This window comes from Trichococcus flocculiformis (assembly GCF_963662535.1).
Taxonomy (GTDB): domain Bacteria; phylum Bacillota; class Bacilli; order Lactobacillales; family Aerococcaceae; genus Trichococcus; species Trichococcus flocculiformis.
Map to the genome: position 1 here is coordinate 1,586,763 of NZ_OY759718.1, position 19,047 is coordinate 1,605,809.

Genomic DNA, 19,047 nt, shown 5'->3' on the forward strand with positions numbered 1-19,047 from the left:
CCTATTTCTTGCATTTTCGAGTAAAGTAGTAGTATGGAAAAGAACGTGTCGGGAGCACATTAATTTTGCAGGCGAGGGGAAAATTACATCTATTATCCGGCGGAATTATCGAAAAAAATAGGCTATATAAAAGACTCTCCAAGAAGGTTCTGGATCGGTGCAGCGTGCTTGGAGAGTGCTGTTCACAAAATGTTCATTTAATATTTTTGAAGAAATTTCAGAAAGTTTCTTCCTATTAATGAAACTGTAATGATTGTTGAAACCACTGGGAATTGCGTATAAATAGATTTGAACGGCCTTTACATTAACTGTATAATGAAAATACTGACCGGAAAGTTTTTTTCCTAAGGAGAATCAAATGAAGGACGGAGGTGGAATGAAAGATGCAAATATTTGATGAAGTAAAAAAGATTGAGCAGGAAGCAGCTGATCTGGAATTGGATTACCAGAATAAGCTGCGCAAACTGGAACAGAACACGCAAGATAAAATAGGCGAAATGAAAAGGAATATCGAAAAGGAATTAGCTACTTTTCAATCCGAAGAACTTGCGAAAAAATCAGAACAACTGGCAATTCTTAAGAACGCTTCCGCAGAAAGTGAAAAATCGGAAATCGAGAAGTTGCAAACTCGGTTTAAAGCGAAAGAAGAAGAACTTGTGAATGCCGTAATTGGGGAGGTGATGAGGAAATATGGCAATCGCTAAAATGAAAAAAGTTACTCTCATTTCTTTTCACGAAAAAAAAGAGCAGTTATTGACGGCTATCCAGACATTGCAAAGCTTAGAAGTCATCGATTTGCCTGCTGCAAAAGAAAATTTACAATCCTTATCGCCTAAAGAACGAGAGTCAATTGAGCAAAACATCAAGAAAACCGAAAGTTATCTGGAAAATGTCACGGAAGCCTTATCTTTCCTGAAGTCGTATCTGAAGAAAGAGTCTTTGATCAAACAGTATACAAATCCTAGACAATCCTTGTCTTTGGAAGAACTGGAAAAGGCTGTGGGCGAATTTTCTTCCGACAAAGTTCTGGATAAAGTGTTGGGTCTGAAAGCCGAACAAAAGAAACTCGAAGATGCTAAAAAACATCTTTATGAACAAGAGGATTTCCTGCTTTTATGGAAAAAATTATCATTCAATCCGAGAGATACAGCAGTATTTGAACACATCGCAGTCAAAGTGGGCACGATTCCTCAGACGCTCTCCAACGATTACATCACAAACGTGACTTCCAATCCCTTGGTCTATACGGAAGAAATCTTCCAGAACAAAGATTCATTTGGAGCGGCGATTTTCTATGATCCGTCACATGTTATTGATGTAAACGCTTTGTTGGACAGCAATCATTTCCAAGCTTTAACATATGAGTATGATTTGCCGCCTGCAGAGGCATTGGCCGATGTTCAAAGCCGCATACAGGATAACCGTGAAGCAAACAAACAGCTGTTGGCGGATCTTTCCGAAATGAAAGCAGAAGAGTGGCAGTTGATGCTACTGTCCGAATTTTATTATGCAAAACTGCAACGGATCAAGAGCCAACAATTATTGATCAATGAGAAACATCTCTTCGTAATCCAAGGATGGCTTGAGGAAGATAAAGTCAATGAAATCAAGCTGGCGTTGACTGATACTGTCGCAGAGAATGAATATGCATTGACGGTTGATGATGCTGACACTTCGGACATTTCGGTCATTCCAACCGTTTTGAAGAACAATAAGTTGATCACTCCTTTTGAGAATATCACGGCCATGTACAGTTTGCCGAAATATGACGAAATAGACCCCACACCACTATTGACACCTTTCTATCTTTTGTTCTTCGGAATGATGATTGCGGATGTCGGATACGGTCTGTTGCTCCTTATCGGAACATTGCTGGCATTGAAGTTCCTGAATTTCAATAAAGGTATGCGGAACAATCTGCTGTTCTTTCACATCCTTTCCTATCCAGCCATACTGTGGGGGCTAGTTTACGGCTCTTTCTTCGGAGTTCAATTGCCGTTTGTACTTTTATCTACGAGTAATGACGCCAATACGATCCTGTTGATATCGGTAGTATTCGGTATTGTTCAGATCATGTTCGGTTTGGGGATAAAAGCCTATCTGTCCTTGCGCGACAAAAATCCGCTGGGCGCGATTTCCGACAGCATCGGATGGTTGGGTATATTTGTGGGACTTATCTTTATCCTGTTCGGACAGATGCTTTTCCCTAGTCAGATTCTTGTGACCGTTGGTGCTGCAGTTGCCATCACAAGTGCGGTCGCGATCGTGCTTGCTACAGCCATGGCATCAGACAACAAGGCGTTGGGCGCAGGTGCCGGTTTGTACAATCTCTATGGTATTACCGGTTACATCGGCGACATGGTCAGTTACACACGTTTGATGGCGCTGGGTGTGGCTGGTGGCAGTATTGCGGTTGCCTTCAATATGATCATCGACTTCTTGCCAGTGGGGGCAAGATTCACCATTGGTGCGGTTTTGTTTGTGCTACTCCACAGCGTCAACTTCGGTTTGTCCATGCTTAGTGCTTATGTGCATGGTGCACGGCTTGTGTTCGTCGAATTTTTTGGGAAATTTTATGAGGGCGGCGGAAAAGCTTTGGAGCCGTTGAAGACAGAAGAAAAATACATTAACTTAAAAAATAAAAAAGAAGCTTAGTTACTGGAGGAATTATAAAATGGAAAATATGACATGGTTACAATATTTCATCGACAACAATGGTGGTATGATGTTCGCGGCTTTAGGCGTTGCTTTGGCGGTTGGCTTGGCTGGTACGGGTTCTGCTAAAGGGGTTGGTATGACCGGTGAAGCGGCTGCTGCATTGATCAAGGAACAACCTGAGAAATTCGGTAAATCATTGATTCTGCAACTGTTGCCAGGTACGCAAGGGTTGTACGGTTTCGTTATCGGATTCCTGATTTATCTGCAAATGTCACCTGAAATGACCGTCGCACAAGGTTTGTACTATCTGATGGCTGGTCTTCCTATCGCAATCACTGGTTTGACTTCAGGTATCGCGCAAGGCCGTGTATCTACTGCCGGTTTGCAAATCTTGGCTAAGAGAGAAGACCAAAATACAAAAGGGATCATCTATGCAGCCATGGTTGAAACGTATGCAATCCTAGGATTCGTTATCTCATTCTTGATGGTATTGAACGCTTAATTCTCAAAAGCTCCAGAAGAATGAAAGAAAAAGTAAGGAGATGAGAAAGCGTGAAAGATCTACAATCCTTGTCTGAACAGATTCTTAACAAGACAAAAGCAAAAGGACAAAGCAAGCTGGAGGCTGCTGAAAAAATTTCTATCGCAAAGATAGAAGAGAGCAGATTGACTCTGGTTGAACAACAAAAGGCGCGCAAAGCTGCCATTTTGAAAAAAGTTGGCAACGATTTTGATCGTGAGCAACAAACGTTGAAGAATAAAGAACGCAATGCTGTTTTGAAAGAGAAACAGGTCATCTTGAAATCGGTCTTCCAACAGGCTTTAGAAAAAATGAACACGTGGGATGAAACCCATTTTGCGCAATTCCTGAACGGTGTGCTTGCTCAGGCTGGCGATTCGAAAGCCTACAGCATTGTTCCGGGCGCAAAATCGATCGCCCACTTTAAAGGGAATGCGTTGCAGCAGCTGTTGGTCAAATATCCAGCTGTCAAGATTTCTGAGGAGTCCATTCCGAATAAAGCCGGATTCATCCTGCAGGAAGGCGGAGTCGATTACAACTATTGCTTCGATGATCTGATCGAAGATGTAAAGAACGACTTTGCAGCAGAGCTGGCGACTTTAGCATTCCAAGACGAAAAGTAAAGGAGGGGCACTATGCAAGAGATTGATTACAAAGGCGTCAATACGATACTTCGCACCTATGAATTAAAATTATTGGCGGAAGCGGATTACGATCGGATGCTGAAAGCCTCTTCTCTAAAAGATGCCTTGGATGTTCTGAAAGGTACCGGTTATGAGTTTGATGAGAAAGAAACACTGATGAATAAAAATTTTGAAGGTTTTCTCATAAAACACCTGGCGGAAGTCTATCAGGACTTGTTCAGCATCACGCCGGTTGCTGAGATTGTGGAATTATTCGCGTTGCGCTATACCTATCACAACCTGAAAGTGTTGCTGAAACAACGTTTTTCGGGTGAAGATCTGGAGCAGCTGTTGATCCCTATCGGCAAATATTCCATAGCCAGTCTGAAGAAATTGGTCGAAACCGGCGACGGCAACGACGAACATCCGATTCTGATAGAAGGGGTTCAAGAAGCGCTCCGCGATTTCGATGAAGGGCATCGTATCGAAGCGGCTACTATCTTTATGGACACTTATTATTTCAGGCATCTGCGTTCCATCAGCGACAAACTTCAACATCCGAGCATCGCGAAAATGGTAGATGGCATGATCGATCTCTATAACCTTTCGACCATTATCCGAAGTCTGAAACAAAATAAGCCCCGCGGTTTTCTCTATACGGTTTTATCCAGTTCAGGTTCAATTTCGAAACGCGATTTGATTGAAGAATCGATCAACGGACCAAGCGCGGTCATGCGCAAGCATTATTTCAGCAAAGAATACGGCGCGCGCTTATCCAATATGATTTCCGATACAACAAATGAAGTAGACACACAGAAGCTGGATAAACTCGTTGATGAACTGACCTATGAATTGATTGCGGAAGGCTTGTACCAACCGTTCGGTCCGATTCCTTTGTTGGGTTATCTGTTTGCCAAAGAGAAGGAAGTCACTAATATCCGCTTGATTTTGGTAGGCAAAGACAATCAGATAGATGAACAAATATTGAGAGAAAGGATGCGACCTATATATGGCTCATAATATTGCAGTTGTGGGAGACAAAGATTCCATCCTTCCTTTTAAGATTTTGGGTTTCGCTGTATTTGCATGCCATAATGCCCAGACTGCCCGTGAAACGGTAGATCGTCTGGCGATGGAGAATTATGGGATCATTTATCTGACGGAAGAAATGGCAAAAGAAATACCTGAGACAGTGAGTAGGTATGACAGCAGAGTCCAACCAGCCATCATTCTGATTCCGAACCATAAAGGTACGTTGAATATCGGAAAAACCCGCATTCAGGAGAATGTAGAAAAAGCAGTTGGACAGAATATCTTATAATTTGGAGGGGACTTTTTTGAAAAATGGAAATATAATAAAAGTTTCCGGACCTTTAGTTATGGCGGAAGGAATGGAAGAAGCGAATATCCAAGATATTTGCCGCGTCGGCGAATTAGGATTGATCGGTGAAATCATCGAGATGCGCAATGATGTTGCATCTATTCAAGTTTACGAGGAGACTTCCGGTATTGGTCCAGGAGAACCGGTAATCACGACAGGAGAGGCTTTATCTGTTGAATTGGGACCAGGTATCCTGTCGCAGATGTTTGACGGGATTCAGCGTCCTTTGGATACGTTCCGGGAAATCACGCAAAGTAATTATTTGGTGCGTGGAACGGATATTCCATCACTGAAAAGAGAGAACGTCTGGGAATTCAAAGCTACGAAGAAAGTCGGCGATTATGTCGTAGCAGGGGATATTGTCGGTACCGTGCAAGAAACGAAAGTGATCGAGCACCGAATCATGGTTCCGTATGGCGTCTCCGGTAAGCTGACTGCCATTCAGGACGGCAGTTACACGTTGGATGAAACGGCTTATGTCGTTGAAACCGAAAATGGCCCGAAAGAAATGACTATGCTGCAAAGATGGCCGGTACGACGCGGCCGTCCTTTCAAACAAAAAATGAATCCACACACACCAATGGTTACCGGACAACGGGTCATCGACACCTTTTTCCCGATCACTAAGGGTGGAGCAGCAGCTGTTCCAGGGCCTTTCGGAGCAGGAAAAACCGTTGTACAGCACCAAATCGCAAAATACAGTGATGTGGATATCGTCATTTACGTCGGCTGCGGTGAACGCGGTAATGAGATGACGGACGTATTGAATGAATTTCCGGAATTGATCGATCCGAACACAGGTGAGTCATTGATGGAACGAACAATCCTTATCGCCAACACCTCCAATATGCCAGTTGCGGCGCGTGAAGCATCGATTTATACAGGCATTACGATCGCGGAATATTTCCGTGATATGGGTTACAGTGTAGCGATCATGGCTGATTCGACATCCCGTTGGGCGGAGGCCTTGCGTGAAATGTCAGGCCGTCTGGAAGAGATGCCTGGTGACGAAGGGTATCCAGCCTACCTAGGAAGCCGAGTAGCTGAGTATTATGAACGGGCAGGGCGAGTATTGGCTTTAGGATCGGAAGATCGTGAAGGAAGCATTACGGCCATTGGAGCGGTATCGCCTCCTGGTGGTGACACCTCTGAGCCGGTAACGCAAAATACATTGCGCGTCGTCAAAGTATTCTGGGCGCTCGATGCCACTTTAGCACAAAAAAGACATTTCCCATCCATGAACTGGTTGACTTCCTATTCCCTTTACAATACCGAAGTCGGGGAATACCTGAATAATGCCTTACAGACAAAATGGTCTGAAATGGTTCAGCATGCGATGAACCTTCTGCAGGAAGAGTCGGAATTGGAAGAAATCGTCCGCTTGGTCGGTATCGAATCCTTGTCCGAGAAAGACCGTATGACGATGGCAATCGCGGAATCGTTGCGTGAGGATTACCTCCAGCAGAACGCTTTCGATGATGTGGATACGTATACTTCCCGCGAGAAACAATTGGCGATGCTGGATATGATTCTGAGCTTCGAAACAGAAGCACGTGAAGCAATGCGTTTAGGCGCGTACTTCAATGAAATCATTGAAGGTACAGTTGAATTGCGTGATCGGATTGCTAGAAGTAAATACATCAAGGAAGATAATCTTGCCGAAATGGAAAACATCAAGGCGGATATCAAAAAAAGATTGCATGAAATTGTTGCGGAAGGAGGGATGACGCGCCATGCTTAAGGAATATAAAACAGTAACCGAAGTTGTAGGCCCGTTGATGGTTGTTGAGCAGATTGAGGGAGTCAAATTCGACGAGTTGGTTGAAATACAAATGCAAGACGGCGAAATCCGTCATGGTCAAGTTTTGGAAGTCAGCAAAGATAAAGCGATGGTGCAAATCTTTGAAGGCCCAAGCGGTATCAACATTAAAGACACGAAAGTCCGTTTCCGTGGAAAACCTCTTTCCATAGCTGTTTCTGAGGATATGGTAGGTCGGGTCTTCGATGGAATGGGGAATCCGATTGATGGCGGTCCGGAAATCATTCCGGAAATGAGCCTGGACATCAATGGTCAGGCGATCAACCCCGTTGCGCGTGATTATCCGGATGAGTTCATCCAAACGGGAATTTCGGCCATCGACCATCTGAACACACTCGTAAGAGGTCAGAAACTTCCTGTGTTCTCCGGTTCAGGTTTGCCACATAAAGAATTGGCTGCTCAAATCGCTCGTCAAGCGACGGTGTTGAACAGCGATGAAAAATTTGCGGTTGTATTTGCAGCAATGGGGATCACTTTTGAAGAAAAAGAATATTTCATGGAAGATTTCCGCAAGACAGGAGCGATCGATCGTTCCGTCATGTTCATCAATTTGGCGAACGATCCAGCCATCGAACGGATTGCCACACCTAAAATGGCTCTGACAGTCGCGGAATATCTGGCCTACGAAAAAGACATGCACGTTTTGGTCATCATGACTGACATGACCAACTATTGTGAGGCTTTGCGTGAAATTTCGGCAGCACGTCGTGAAGTGCCGGGTCGCCGTGGTTATCCCGGATACCTGTATACGAACCTTTCCACCTTGTACGAGCGTGCAGGCCGTATCATCGGCAAAAAAGGTTCGGTGACTCAAATCCCGATTCTTTCCATGCCGGAGGATGACATTACGCATCCAATCCCGGATTTGACGGGTTACATTACGGAAGGCCAAATCATTCTTTCACGTGAATTGAACAACTCAGGCATCAAGCCGCCGATCAACGTGTTGCCTTCGCTTTCACGTCTGAAAGACAAAGGTACGGGTGAAGGCAAGACAAGAAAAGACCATGCTCCAACCATGAACCAGTTGTTTGCGGCTTACGCAAAAGGAAAACAAGCTAAAGAATTGGCTGTCATCCTTGGAGAGTCCGCCTTGTCCAAGACGGACAAACTGTATGTGCAGTTCACAAAGCGTTTCGAAGAAGAATACATCAGTCAAGGGTTCTATACGAACCGCACAATTGAAGAGACTTTGGCTTTGGGCTGGGAACTGTTGTCCATCCTGCCGGTAACGGAACTTAAGAGAATCAAGAGCGATATGATCGATGAGTTTATGCCGAAGGGAGAGTGATCGTCCATGGCAAGATTGAATGTAAAGCCCACCCGGATGGAACTGTCCAACTTGAAATCGCGTCTGGTGCTATCCACCCGCGGCCATAAACTGCTGAAGGATAAGCAAGATGAATTGATGCGTCAATTCATCAATCTGATTCGAGAAAACAACATTCTGAGGGATGAAGTCGAAAAAGAATTGACCGCCTCGATGCGTTCTTTCGTGGTAGCGAAGTCGCTTCTGAATGAGGCTTTCATTGAAGAACTGTTCGCTGTACCCGCTACGGCGGTTGAGTTGGACATTCAAGAAAACAACATCATGAGCGTCGTCGTTCCCCAAATGAATTTTTCAATGGTTGATCAAGACGATAAATCCACAGATTTACAGTACGGTTACGTCAACTCGAACGGTGAACTGGATGATGCGATCAAAAAGATTGAAGACATCCTTCCGAAATTACTTAAATTAACGGAAATCGAAAAAACATGCCAACTTCTTGCCGATGAGATCGAAAAAACAAGAAGGCGTGTAAATGCATTGGAATACAAAATGATTCCGCAATTGCAGGAGACGATCCGTTACATCCAAATGAAGCTCGAGGAGAACGAACGGTCGAGTATCGTCCGCATGATGAAAGTCAAAGACATGGGCGTTTCTTGATGCCTCCAGAACAAGACAGGGATACCCTTGTCTTGTTCTTTTTTGACATATAGGAATTTATAAAATTTTCCAGAGTGAAAAGTGCATCACTGTAGGTGTTTCACAATTTTGTAAAATGTTTCATGCATCTAAAATGATGTCCAGCTTCACGGGTTAGCCCTTCGGAAAAAAGAATAAGGAACCTCTTGTCTCTGCGAGCCAAGACATACTGTTCGACTAATCTGCTGACGCAGAAAGTCTCTCAGCAATTGCGCTCTACGATGCTCATTTGCATGGGACTCTTAGGGATTCATCCCTTAGAGTCCCAGTACAAGGTGACCGTAGGGAACGTTGCGAGGCCAGATTTCCTAAATTTTTTTCAGAACTGAACGAACCCGTTCAGCTTTTCTTGTCTTTCCGGCGCTTGTGAGAGGCGAGCGCATTCCATCCAAGGGGTGCAGTTGTTGGAAACGGTAACTAATAAAATGTTGGCGGAAGACTCCGGTAAAGGTTTTAACCTTGATGAAATTGTGTTAAACTATGAAATAATAAACAGAACGCCGCATTAGGCTGTACGATGCTATAATAATATAATTGGATGGTGGGCATTAAATGACAGAAAAAGGATTGTTGATTGTCTTATCCGGACCTTCGGGAGTAGGCAAAGGGACTGTGAGACAAGCAATTTTTTCTCGTGGTGAACGGGAGTTCATCTATTCGATTTCCGCTACGACCCGCAAAGCGCGTGAAGGGGAAGTGGATGGCAAAGATTACTTCTTCAAGGAAAGAGAAGAATTCGAGAGAATGATCGCCGATAATGAACTGTTGGAATATACCGAGTATGTGGGGAATTACTATGGTACGCCAATCGACTATGTAAGAAGAACATTGGACACAGGAAAAGATATTTTTCTGGAGATCGAAGTTCAAGGCGCCATGCAAGTGAAGGAACGGATGCCGGAAGGGATATTCATCTTCTTGACGCCTCCTGATATGACGGAATTGGAGTCACGGATCGTAAATCGCGGTACGGATGAATCGCCGATCATCAAACAAAGAATGGAAAAGGCTATTGAAGAGCTCAGTTTGATGCGGTATTATGATTATGCGGTAGAAAACGACACAGTAGAGAACGCGGTCCAGAAAGTGCTTGGCATCATCCAAAGCGAACACTTGAAAGTCTCACGGATTCTGGATACCATCTGTGCGGATGAAAGGGAGTAAAATAATATGATGTTATATCCTTCGATCGATAAATTGTTGGAGCAAGTGGATTCAAAATATTCAATGGTCATTCTTTCCAGCAAAAGAGCGCATGAATTGCATGGTCGCTCAGAACCATTATTGGATCATTACCAGTCATACAAGAATGTCGGACGTGCGCTGGAAGAAGTAGTTGCCGGCGAGTTGGAAATCGATCCGAATTCCATCATCCCTGAAAGATAACCGAATAGGAATGAAAAAAGACTACTGTTTTTGAACTTCAAAATCAGTAGTTTTATTTTTTTGATGCCGAAAAAATCCGAGAAGACTTTATCGGTATAATTTAGTAAGATAGTGGTTAGAAAAAGGAATGGGAGGGTTTTACGTGCAAATTGCAAAAGTGATTGTGGATATACCTGCCATGCAGACCAATCGTCCCTTTGATTATGCGATCCCTCCTGCTATGGAACAAAAGTTGGGCAAAGGGATGCGCGTTGAAGTGCCTTTCAACACTCGCGTCATCCAAGGGTTCATAACGGAAATTTCTGATCACACCGATTTTGAAGGGGAACTGAAAGAAATCATCCAACCATTGGATATCGAGCCGGCATTGACCGAAGAGTTGCTGCTGTTGGGCGAGGAAATGGCGGAAACCGTTTATGCCTATCGGATCCATTGTTATCAGACGATGTTGCCGCCTTTGATGAAGGCGAAGTACGAAAAAGAAATTGAGGTTGTCGATGAATTGGACGAGGAGACTTTCTACGGACTTTTTCAAGGGAAAAGCAAAATGAGTTGGGAAGATGCCGTCGACCGCGGCATTTTGCCGCAACTGATCGAATTGAAGCGAGCCGGGAAGATTGAAGTCAATTACATCCTCAAAAACCAGGCGAAGGCAAAAACGGTGCAGGTTTATTATTCCGATCTGGAAATGGGCAGTCTGGAAGATGCATACCACAGCCTGAAAAAATCAGCCAAGCAACAGCAAGCTCTGTTGGCGGCAATTATGTCCATGAACGGAACTCCGCTGACATCGAAAGAATACAAGGAACAATTCGATATCGGGCCAAGCACGATCCGGACAGGAGTGGAAAAGGGGTGGCTTAAATCAGCGGACCGGGAAATTCTCCGGGATCCCTTTAAGGATAGACAGTTCAAGCAAACGGGAGCGTTGCCCCTATCCGATGAACAAACGGCAGCTTTCCGGATGATGGCTGCCAGCATCAGAGAAGAACGGCACGAAGTTTTTTTGTTGCAAGGCGTTACGGGAAGCGGTAAGACCGAAGTCTATCTTCAACTGATTGCTGAAGTGATCAACCAAGGCAAGACGGCCCTGATGCTTGTGCCCGAAATTGCTTTGACTCCGCAGATGGTCAACCATTTCAAGAGCCGCTTCGGAAACCGCGTGGCCGTGATGCACAGTGCGTTGTCATCGGGAGAGAAGTACGATGAGTGGCGCAAAATTCACCGCGGTGATGCCGATGTCGTTGTCGGCGCGCGTTCTTCCATTTTCGCCCCGGTTCAGAATCTTGGCATCATCATTATGGACGAGGAACACGAGAGCACCTACAAACAGGACGAAAACCCGAAGTACCATGCCCGGAATGTAGCGATTTGGCGTGGGCAGCATAACCGTTGTCCGGTTGTTCTGGGTAGTGCGACACCTTCATTAGAGTCGCGGGCCAGGGCACAAAAAAAGGTATACACCTTGGTCGAATTGAGAGGGCGTTTCAACCAACGCGCATTGCCCCAAGTCGAAATTGTCGATATGCGTGATGAGTTCAAAGCGAACAACCGCAGCAGCTTTTCCATGCTGCTGCAGGAAAAGATTACGGATCGGCTACAGAAAAAACAGCAGATTGTGCTGATGCTGAACAAAAGAGGTTATTCCTCTTTCATCATGTGCCGGGATTGCGGCTTTGTCCTTGAGTGCCCGAATTGTGACATCAGTCTGACTTTGCATATGGACAGCAAAACGATGAAATGCCATTACTGCGGCCACGAAGAAGCAATCCCCAACACCTGTCCGAAATGCAAAGGCCACAATTTTCGTTATTACGGAACAGGAACCCAGAAAATCGAGGAAGAACTGCAGACGCTCTTTCCGGAGGCGCGCATTTTGCGCATGGATGTGGACACCACCCGCAAGAAAGGCGGCCATGAGGCTATCCTCTCGGCTTTCGGGAGAGGCGAGGCCGACATCCTGCTGGGTACGCAGATGATTGCGAAAGGATTGGACTTTCCGAACATCACGTTGGTTGGTGTCATCAACGCGGATACTTCATTAGGATTACCTGATTTCCGGTCTTCGGAAAGGACGTTCCAACTGTTGACTCAAGTCAGCGGTCGTGCGGGCCGCGCCGAATTGTCCGGGGAAGTAATCGTACAGTCGTTTAATCCGGATCATTACGCCATTCTGTTTGCCCAACAGCACAACTACGAAGGCTTTTACCGTACTGAGATGTCGCTTCGTCATAAAGCAGGGTATCCACCGTATTTTTATACGGCGCTCATAACTGTCAGCAACCCCGACGAAAAGAAAGCACAGAAGAAAATTTATGAAATCCATGAGATCCTTCAAAAAAAACTTGAGCCTGACACGATCATGCTTGGGCCATCAAAGGGATCGATCGCGCGAGTGAACAATCGGTATTATTTTCAGATATTAGTGAAATACAAACAGGAAACTAAACTACATCCGGCATTGAAACAGATTTTGGATGAGTCACAAAAAGAAAATGCACGCGGTCTCTATATTTCGATCGATTCAGAGCCGGTCAATTTCTTCTAGGAGGTATACAAATGGAAAAAATCATTTTTATGGGTACCCCGGAATTTTCAGTGCCCATTTTAGAGGCTTTATTACAGCATGAGTATGACGTGATCGCAGTTGTCACACAACCGGACCGCCCGGTAGGCAGAAAGAAAATATTGACACCGTCTCCGGTGAAGGAAGCCGCGCTGAAGCATGGCCTGCCGGTTTATCAGCCGGAAAAAATTTCTGGCTCGCCAGAAATGGAAGAGCTGATTGCCTTGAATCCTGACCTGATTGTGACGGCGGCTTATGGGCAGTTTCTCCCGGTCAAACTGCTGAACGCTCCGCGTTTCCGCTCCATCAATGTGCATGCTTCTTTATTGCCGAAATATCGCGGCGGCGCACCGGTCCATTACGCCATCATCAACGGGGAAAAAGAGACCGGAGTCTCGATCATGTACATGGAGAAGAAAATGGATGCAGGGGCTGTGTTGGCGCAGAGGGCCATCCCCATCACCGAGCAGGATGATGTCGGGACGATGTTTTTGAAGTTGAGCGAACTCGGCAAGAATCTTTTGATCGAAACGTTACCTGATTTTTTCCAAGGCAATCTCGTGCCGCAAGAGCAGGATGAATCCGCAGCCACTTTTTCGCCGAACATCAAGCGCGAAGAGGAACGCATCGATTGGTCCAAAACGGCTGCACAAGTGGCCTTCCAAGTCCGTGGCATGCGTCCGTGGCCAGTGGCGCATACGCTTTTGGATGGGCAAAGGATCAAAGTATGGGCTGGACAAGCTGTCGAAAATAGTACGACCCATGACCCGGGAACAGTATTCGCAACAGACAAGGAAGCCCTCTATGTGGCATGTGGGGAAGGCACCGTCTTCAAAATGACGGAACTCCAACCTGCCGGGAAAAAACGCATGTCAGCGGCAGACTACCTGCGGGGCAGCGTCTGCGAAATCCATGAAGGTACAAGGTTTGAAGCGGATGGACAATAAACTTAAAAATAAAATTAAGCACACAGTACGCTATCTGGCTGTTGATATATTGGAGAGCGTAGAGACTGAAGGCGCGTATTCCAACCTGTTGCTGAACAAAGTCATTCAGTCCGAAAAGTTGTCGCCGAAAGATGCAGGCCTGTTGACCGAGATTGTCTACGGCGTCATCCAACGGAAAATGACCTTGGATTATGGCCTTTCGTCATACATCAAAGATCCCAAAAAACAGCTCTCTTGGGTCAACAACTTATTGCGTGTCTCCGCCTATCAGATGGTTTATTTGACGAAGATTCCGGATCACGCTGTCCTTTTCGATGCCGTAGAGATAGCGAAAGTTAAGGGCCACGCGGGCATCGCCAGTTATGTGAACGGCGTACTGCGGAATGTGCAGCGGAGCGGGCTGCGTGACTGGAAAACGATCAGCAATGTCAAGAAACGAATCAGCGTAGGGGCTAGCATGCCGAAATGGCTAGTCGCTTATTTCATCGAAAAAATCGGTATCGAGGAAACCGAAAAGATGGCGTTCTCCTTATTGGAGGATCCGTTCGTCTCGGTCAGACTGCAATCAAATGAACTGTCCCGGGAAGAGGCTGTCGAACTGCTGAAAACGGATGGCTACGATGTGATCCCAAGTCCTATATCGCCGGTAGGCATCCGGATCCGCGGTGGAAAAATCGTTGACTCGCCGCTATTCAAAGAGGGCGTCCTTACGATTCAGGACGAATCGAGCCAATTGGTCGCGCCGGTCGGAGAACTTGAAAAGGGTTTTCTGGTTTTGGACAGCTGTGCCGCGCCGGGTGGGAAGACGACGCACATGGCCAGTTATCTTTCAGCGCCGGATAACGGAAAAGTCATTGCACTGGATATGTATGAGCACAAGATAAGTTTGATCAACCAAAATGCCGAGCGCCTGCATGTGTCCGATCGCATCGAAACCCGCGTTCTGGATGCGAAAGAAGCCGTTAAAGCATTCGCACCGGAATCCTTTGATGTCATTTATGTTGATGCACCTTGTTCGGGGCTGGGATTGATGCGCCGGAAGCCGGAAATCAAATATGTGAAAAATGCACAGGACTTTTTGGATTTGCATCAAGAACAAATTCTGATTCTGAACTCGGTCAGTTCGTTGTTGAAAAAAGGTGGACGTTTAGTATACAGTACATGTACACTGACTACAGAAGAAAATCAAATTTCTGTACGGACATTCCTTGAAAATCATGCTGAATTTGCAATTGTCCCGATACGCTCCGAATATTTGGATAAAAAATCTTTCACTGCTGAAGGATTCGTGCAAATTTATCCGCATGATTATGGAACGGATGGATTTTTCATCAGCTGTATGGTAAAAAGGTAAATGATAAGAAAGAATTGAGGGGAAAGAATGCAGATAGCCTTCAAAAGTGATAGAGGCCTAAATAGAGCAATCAATCAAGACTATGTTAGTTATTTCATGAATGAAGCCGGACAACCGCTCATGATCGTATGTGATGGTATGGGTGGCCATAAAGCTGGTGACGTCGCCAGTGAAATGGGGGTATCCCATCTGGGAGCAGCCTGGAAAGGGTCCTGTTTCACGAACAGCGAAGAATTGTCCCGTTGGTTGATCGCCAACATTCAGCGGGTAAATGATCTTGTTTTTCAAAAATCATTGGATTACAGCGATCTGGACGGGATGGGAACGACTTTGGTAGCCGCAGCCATTGTAGGCAAGGAAATCGTTTTTGCTAATATCGGGGATAGCCGGGCTTATGTCTACAGAAATTATAAACTCCGCCAAATTACAGAAGACCATTCTTTGGTGAATGAGTTCATCAAGTCAGGTGAAATAACCCCGGAAGAAGCGCAGCATCATCCAAGAAAGAACATTTTGACGCGATCGTTGGGTGTTTCCAGGAAACTGGATATCGATATCATCGCCATGCCGCTTGTGCAGGGGGACCTGTTATTGCTATGTTCCGATGGACTGACCAACATGATGGATGATGAAGAGATCGCCCAAATGCTGAAGGAATGGCTTCCTCTTGAAGAAAAAGTCCTTTCCTTGGTCGATAAAGCGAATGCTGCTGGCGGCCTGGACAACATCACAGTGCTTTTGGCTGATTTTACGCATAGAGAGGGGGAACCGTTGTGGAGGCAGGAAAGAAATTAGGCGGCCGCTACAAAATTGTCAGGCATATCGGAAGCGGTGGGATGGCGAACGTTTATCTGGGACACGATCTGATTCTGGATCGGCCAGTAGCCATCAAAGTGTTGCGATTTGACTTCCGTAACAACACGGACGCTCTACGTCGTTTCCAGCGTGAAGCTCTTTCGGCCACGCAATTGATTCATCCGAATATTGTAGGTGTATATGACGTAGATGAAGAAGATGAATTGCAGTACATCGTGATGGAATTTATCGATGGCACGGATCTGAAAAAATACATCGACATCCAAGGACGTGTTTTGCCGGAAAAAGCGATCCATATCATGCACCAAGTTTTGTCGGCTGTGGCGTTGGCACATAAAAATCGGATTATTCACAGGGACATCAAGCCACAAAATATTCTGATCGATAATCAGGATCGCATCAAAATTACTGATTTTGGTATTGCAGTCGCGTTGTCGGAAACATCAATCACTCAGACGAATACGCTGTTGGGATCCGTTCATTACTTGTCCCCGGAGCAGGCCAGAGGCAGTATGGCCACTTCCAAATCGGACATATACGCTTTGGGCGTGGTGTTGTATGAATTGCTCAGCGGATCAGTCCCTTTCGATGGAGAGTCGGCTGTCAGTGTCGCTCTGAAACATTTTCAAGAACCGATGCCATCCATCAGGGCAAGCCAGCCGGAAATACCGCAGAGCCTTGAAAATGTTATTCTGAAGGCCACTGCCAAGGAACCGCTCGATCGTTACGCTACCTGTGAAGAAATGATGGCGGACCTCGATACCTGTTTGAGCGAGGAGCGTAGGAATGAAGCACCGTTTATGCCAACATCGCTGTTGCAGGAAACCAAAGTGCTCACGCCTTTATCCGCTGAAGTAGTGGCTAAAGCGGATATCGAAAAAACGATCATTTCGCCACCACAGAGCGTGAAAACTGAAGCGATCCACGAGTTCGAGCCAGGGCGAGAAGCAGCTGGAGGCAAGAAAAAACGGAAGAAGTGGCTATTTTTTCTTTTTGCGGTGTTCCTTTTGAGCCTGATCGGCAGTTTTTTCCTTTTCTTTTACAATAACCAGGAAGCAGATGCCGTGACTGTGCCGGATGTGTCCAATATGGACCAAGCTAGCGCACGTCTTGCTTTGGAAGATGTCGGGTTGGTATTAGGAAATATAACGGAAGAATACAATGATGAAATAGAAGAAGATGCTGTCATTGAAACATCACCAAAAATCGGTTCATCCGTTGCAGCCGGTGATGAGATCGATCTTATCATCAGTCTGGGCGAGGAATTGTTCACGCTTCTCGATTATGAGGGCCAAGAATATGAACGTGTATTCGAAGACTTGCGTAAAGAAGGCTTCACGATCGAAAGGACTCATGAATTCAGCAGCGAAGTAGCAGAAGGCAATATCATCAGCCAAAACATTGAGCCTGGCGCGGAGGTAAAACCTAGCGAAACTACGCTCTCATTTCTGGTGAGCGACGGAAATGAATCTTATACGATGCGCGATTTATCGGGATACACGAGAAAAAGCGTCGAGGATTATGCAGGGCAATACGGACTTTCGTTGACGATCACGGAAGCTTATTCAGACACGATTGCAGCAGGTCTGGTTGTAAGTCAAAGTCTTGCCGGCGGATCCGCGTTTGTATCCGGTGATGCCTTGAGTGTGGTGATTTCAAGAGGCCCTGAAGAACCACAAGTGGTTTCCTTCAGCCGTACCATCACAATTCCCTATCTTCCGGCAACCGTATCGGAATCCGCTTCTGAGAGCAACAATGGTCAAGGTAGTGAAAATGCCAACAGCAATGCGAATGTCAGCAGTACTTCTAAAGAACCGAACCATATCGTCATTTATGTGCAGGACGAAGATCATACACTCAGTGATGTATTCCGTGAGTTCGATATTTCAGCAGATGAAGTTGTGACATTAAACTTCCGCATTCTGGAAGGCAGCTCTGCTTCCTACCGGATCGAAAGGGATGGCGAAGTCATCAGCGAAGCTTCTGAATTGACGCAATAGAATTGTATAGGCTACAAAAAATGACAAACATCAAAATGGTTTGTCATTTTTTTGTAGAACAGTGTAGAATAGAGAGAAAGAATCAAACTAGGAGGCGTTGTCGATTTGCAAAAAGGACAAGTCAGGAAAGCAATAAGCGGATTTTATTATGTGTATGTGGATGGTCAAACGTATCAGACGAGAGGGAGAGGAAACTTCCGCGTGAAAAACATGGCTCCGCTTATTGGGGATTTTGTCGATTTCGAAAGTGACAACTTAACGGAGGGCGTTCTGTTGGACATCTACCCGAGGAAAAATGAATTGGTTCGTCCGACGGTGGCGAATGTCGATTGCGGTGTCATTGTGATGTCGGCGATCGAACCGGATTTTTCTTCCTATTTGGTGGATCGTTTCTTGGTTTACCTGGAAGCAAATAACATCAGTCCCATCATCTACGTTACAAAAATAGATCTGTTGGACGACAAGGCTAAAGCTGACATGCTTCAGTATAAAACCTATTATGAAGCAATCGGCTATACGATGATTCTATCGGATTATCCGGATACATCTTCTTTGGATGAACTGGTCCAGACCATGGGTAAAGGGATGGCTGTTTTTATGGGCCAATCAGGCGCCGGGAAATCAACTTTGTTGAACCAACTGATGCCCGAATTGGATTTGTTGACAGGTGAAATCTCGACCGCTTTGGGCAGGGGCCGCCATACGACGCGGCATGTCGAGTTGCATCCGGTTGGGGAAGCGCTGATTGCCGATACCCCTGGTTTCAGTACAATCGACTTGATCGACATTGAAGCGGTCGATCTGCCTTCTTTTTTCCCGGACTTTGAAGCGCTGCGCAATCAATGCCGATTCGCCGGCTGCATGCACATCAACGAGCCGAATTGCCGGGTGAAAGAGGCTGTTGCATCCGGAGAAGTGGCTCCGTACAGATACGAACACTATCTGCAGTTCCATGAGGAAATTGTAGGCCGCAAACCGATGTACATAAAAAAAAATAAGAGATAA

General features: G+C 45.7%; 17 protein-coding genes. All 17 read left to right on the plus strand.

All coding sequences use genetic code 11. The annotated features are described in order from the left end of the window. Nucleotides 1–383: 383 nt before the first annotated feature. The gene (locus tag ACKPCD_RS07650) at nucleotides 384–704 is read left to right on the plus strand and encodes a hypothetical protein (RefSeq protein ID WP_068562173.1); all 321 of its coding nucleotides are present in this window, start codon (nucleotides 384–386) and stop codon (nucleotides 702–704) included. Next, a complete protein-coding gene (locus tag ACKPCD_RS07655; RefSeq protein ID WP_321432870.1) occupies nucleotides 691–2,655 on the plus strand; it encodes a V-type ATP synthase subunit I in 1,965 nt (654 codons plus the stop codon). Before ACKPCD_RS07650 ends, ACKPCD_RS07655 begins: the two co-directional genes overlap by 14 nt. Before the next feature lie 28 nt (nucleotides 2,656–2,683). Continuing rightward, nucleotides 2,684–3,160 (plus strand): V-type ATP synthase subunit K, encoded by a 477-nt coding sequence (locus ACKPCD_RS07660; protein ID WP_369813496.1) that lies wholly within the window; start codon nucleotides 2,684–2,686, stop codon nucleotides 3,158–3,160. 50 nt (nucleotides 3,161–3,210) lie between these two features. Further along, complete coding sequence (locus tag ACKPCD_RS07665) at nucleotides 3,211–3,801, plus strand: V-type ATP synthase subunit E (protein WP_276647664.1); 591 nt, start codon at nucleotides 3,211–3,213, stop codon at nucleotides 3,799–3,801. A gap of 12 nt (nucleotides 3,802–3,813) precedes the next feature. Beyond that, nucleotides 3,814–4,821, plus strand: a complete 1,008-nt coding sequence (locus tag ACKPCD_RS07670) for a V-type ATPase subunit (RefSeq protein ID WP_276647667.1) — start codon at nucleotides 3,814–3,816, stop codon at nucleotides 4,819–4,821. After that, the gene (locus ACKPCD_RS07675) at nucleotides 4,811–5,122 is read left to right on the plus strand and encodes a V-type ATP synthase subunit F (protein ID WP_068562168.1); all 312 of its coding nucleotides are present in this window, start codon (nucleotides 4,811–4,813) and stop codon (nucleotides 5,120–5,122) included. The genes ACKPCD_RS07670 and ACKPCD_RS07675 overlap by 11 nt, the downstream gene beginning before the upstream one ends. A 16-nt stretch (nucleotides 5,123–5,138) precedes the next feature. Beyond that, a complete protein-coding gene (locus tag ACKPCD_RS07680; protein ID WP_068562167.1) occupies nucleotides 5,139–6,923 on the plus strand; it encodes a V-type ATP synthase subunit A in 1,785 nt (594 codons plus the stop codon). Beyond that, nucleotides 6,916–8,292 (plus strand): V-type ATP synthase subunit B, encoded by a 1,377-nt coding sequence (locus ACKPCD_RS07685; protein ID WP_086988408.1) that lies wholly within the window; start codon nucleotides 6,916–6,918, stop codon nucleotides 8,290–8,292. Before ACKPCD_RS07680 ends, ACKPCD_RS07685 begins: the two co-directional genes overlap by 8 nt. Before the next feature lie 6 nt (nucleotides 8,293–8,298). Next, the gene (locus ACKPCD_RS07690; RefSeq protein ID WP_068562165.1) at nucleotides 8,299–8,934 is read left to right on the plus strand and encodes a V-type ATP synthase subunit D; all 636 of its coding nucleotides are present in this window, start codon (nucleotides 8,299–8,301) and stop codon (nucleotides 8,932–8,934) included. Between the two features lie 591 nt (nucleotides 8,935–9,525). After that, nucleotides 9,526–10,137 (plus strand): guanylate kinase, encoded by a 612-nt coding sequence (gmk, locus tag ACKPCD_RS07695; protein WP_068562164.1) that lies wholly within the window; start codon nucleotides 9,526–9,528, stop codon nucleotides 10,135–10,137. A gap of 6 nt (nucleotides 10,138–10,143) precedes the next feature. Next, nucleotides 10,144–10,359, plus strand: coding sequence for a DNA-directed RNA polymerase subunit omega (rpoZ, locus tag ACKPCD_RS07700; protein ID WP_068562163.1), 216 nt, complete (start codon nucleotides 10,144–10,146; stop codon nucleotides 10,357–10,359). A 127-nt stretch (nucleotides 10,360–10,486) separates the two neighbouring features. Next, nucleotides 10,487–12,907, plus strand: coding sequence for a primosomal protein N' (gene priA / locus ACKPCD_RS07705; protein ID WP_407702667.1), 2,421 nt, complete (start codon nucleotides 10,487–10,489; stop codon nucleotides 12,905–12,907). Between the two features lie 11 nt (nucleotides 12,908–12,918). Then, the gene (gene fmt / locus ACKPCD_RS07710) at nucleotides 12,919–13,872 is read left to right on the plus strand and encodes a methionyl-tRNA formyltransferase (protein WP_321432872.1); all 954 of its coding nucleotides are present in this window, start codon (nucleotides 12,919–12,921) and stop codon (nucleotides 13,870–13,872) included. Next, the gene (rsmB, locus tag ACKPCD_RS07715) at nucleotides 13,862–15,226 is read left to right on the plus strand and encodes a 16S rRNA (cytosine(967)-C(5))-methyltransferase RsmB (RefSeq protein ID WP_321432873.1); all 1,365 of its coding nucleotides are present in this window, start codon (nucleotides 13,862–13,864) and stop codon (nucleotides 15,224–15,226) included. Before fmt ends, rsmB begins: the two co-directional genes overlap by 11 nt. Nucleotides 15,227–15,253: 27 nt before the next feature. Continuing rightward, a complete protein-coding gene (locus ACKPCD_RS07720; protein ID WP_321432874.1) occupies nucleotides 15,254–16,021 on the plus strand; it encodes a Stp1/IreP family PP2C-type Ser/Thr phosphatase in 768 nt (255 codons plus the stop codon). After that, nucleotides 16,000–18,042 carry a Stk1 family PASTA domain-containing Ser/Thr kinase gene (pknB, locus tag ACKPCD_RS07725; protein ID WP_321432875.1) on the plus strand — a complete coding sequence of 681 codons (2,043 nt, stop codon included), beginning with the start codon at nucleotides 16,000–16,002 and terminating at the stop codon, nucleotides 18,040–18,042. Before ACKPCD_RS07720 ends, pknB begins: the two co-directional genes overlap by 22 nt. Before the next feature lie 105 nt (nucleotides 18,043–18,147). Continuing rightward, nucleotides 18,148–19,047 carry a ribosome small subunit-dependent GTPase A gene (gene rsgA, locus ACKPCD_RS07730; RefSeq protein WP_321432876.1) on the plus strand — a complete coding sequence of 300 codons (900 nt, stop codon included), beginning with the start codon at nucleotides 18,148–18,150 and terminating at the stop codon, nucleotides 19,045–19,047.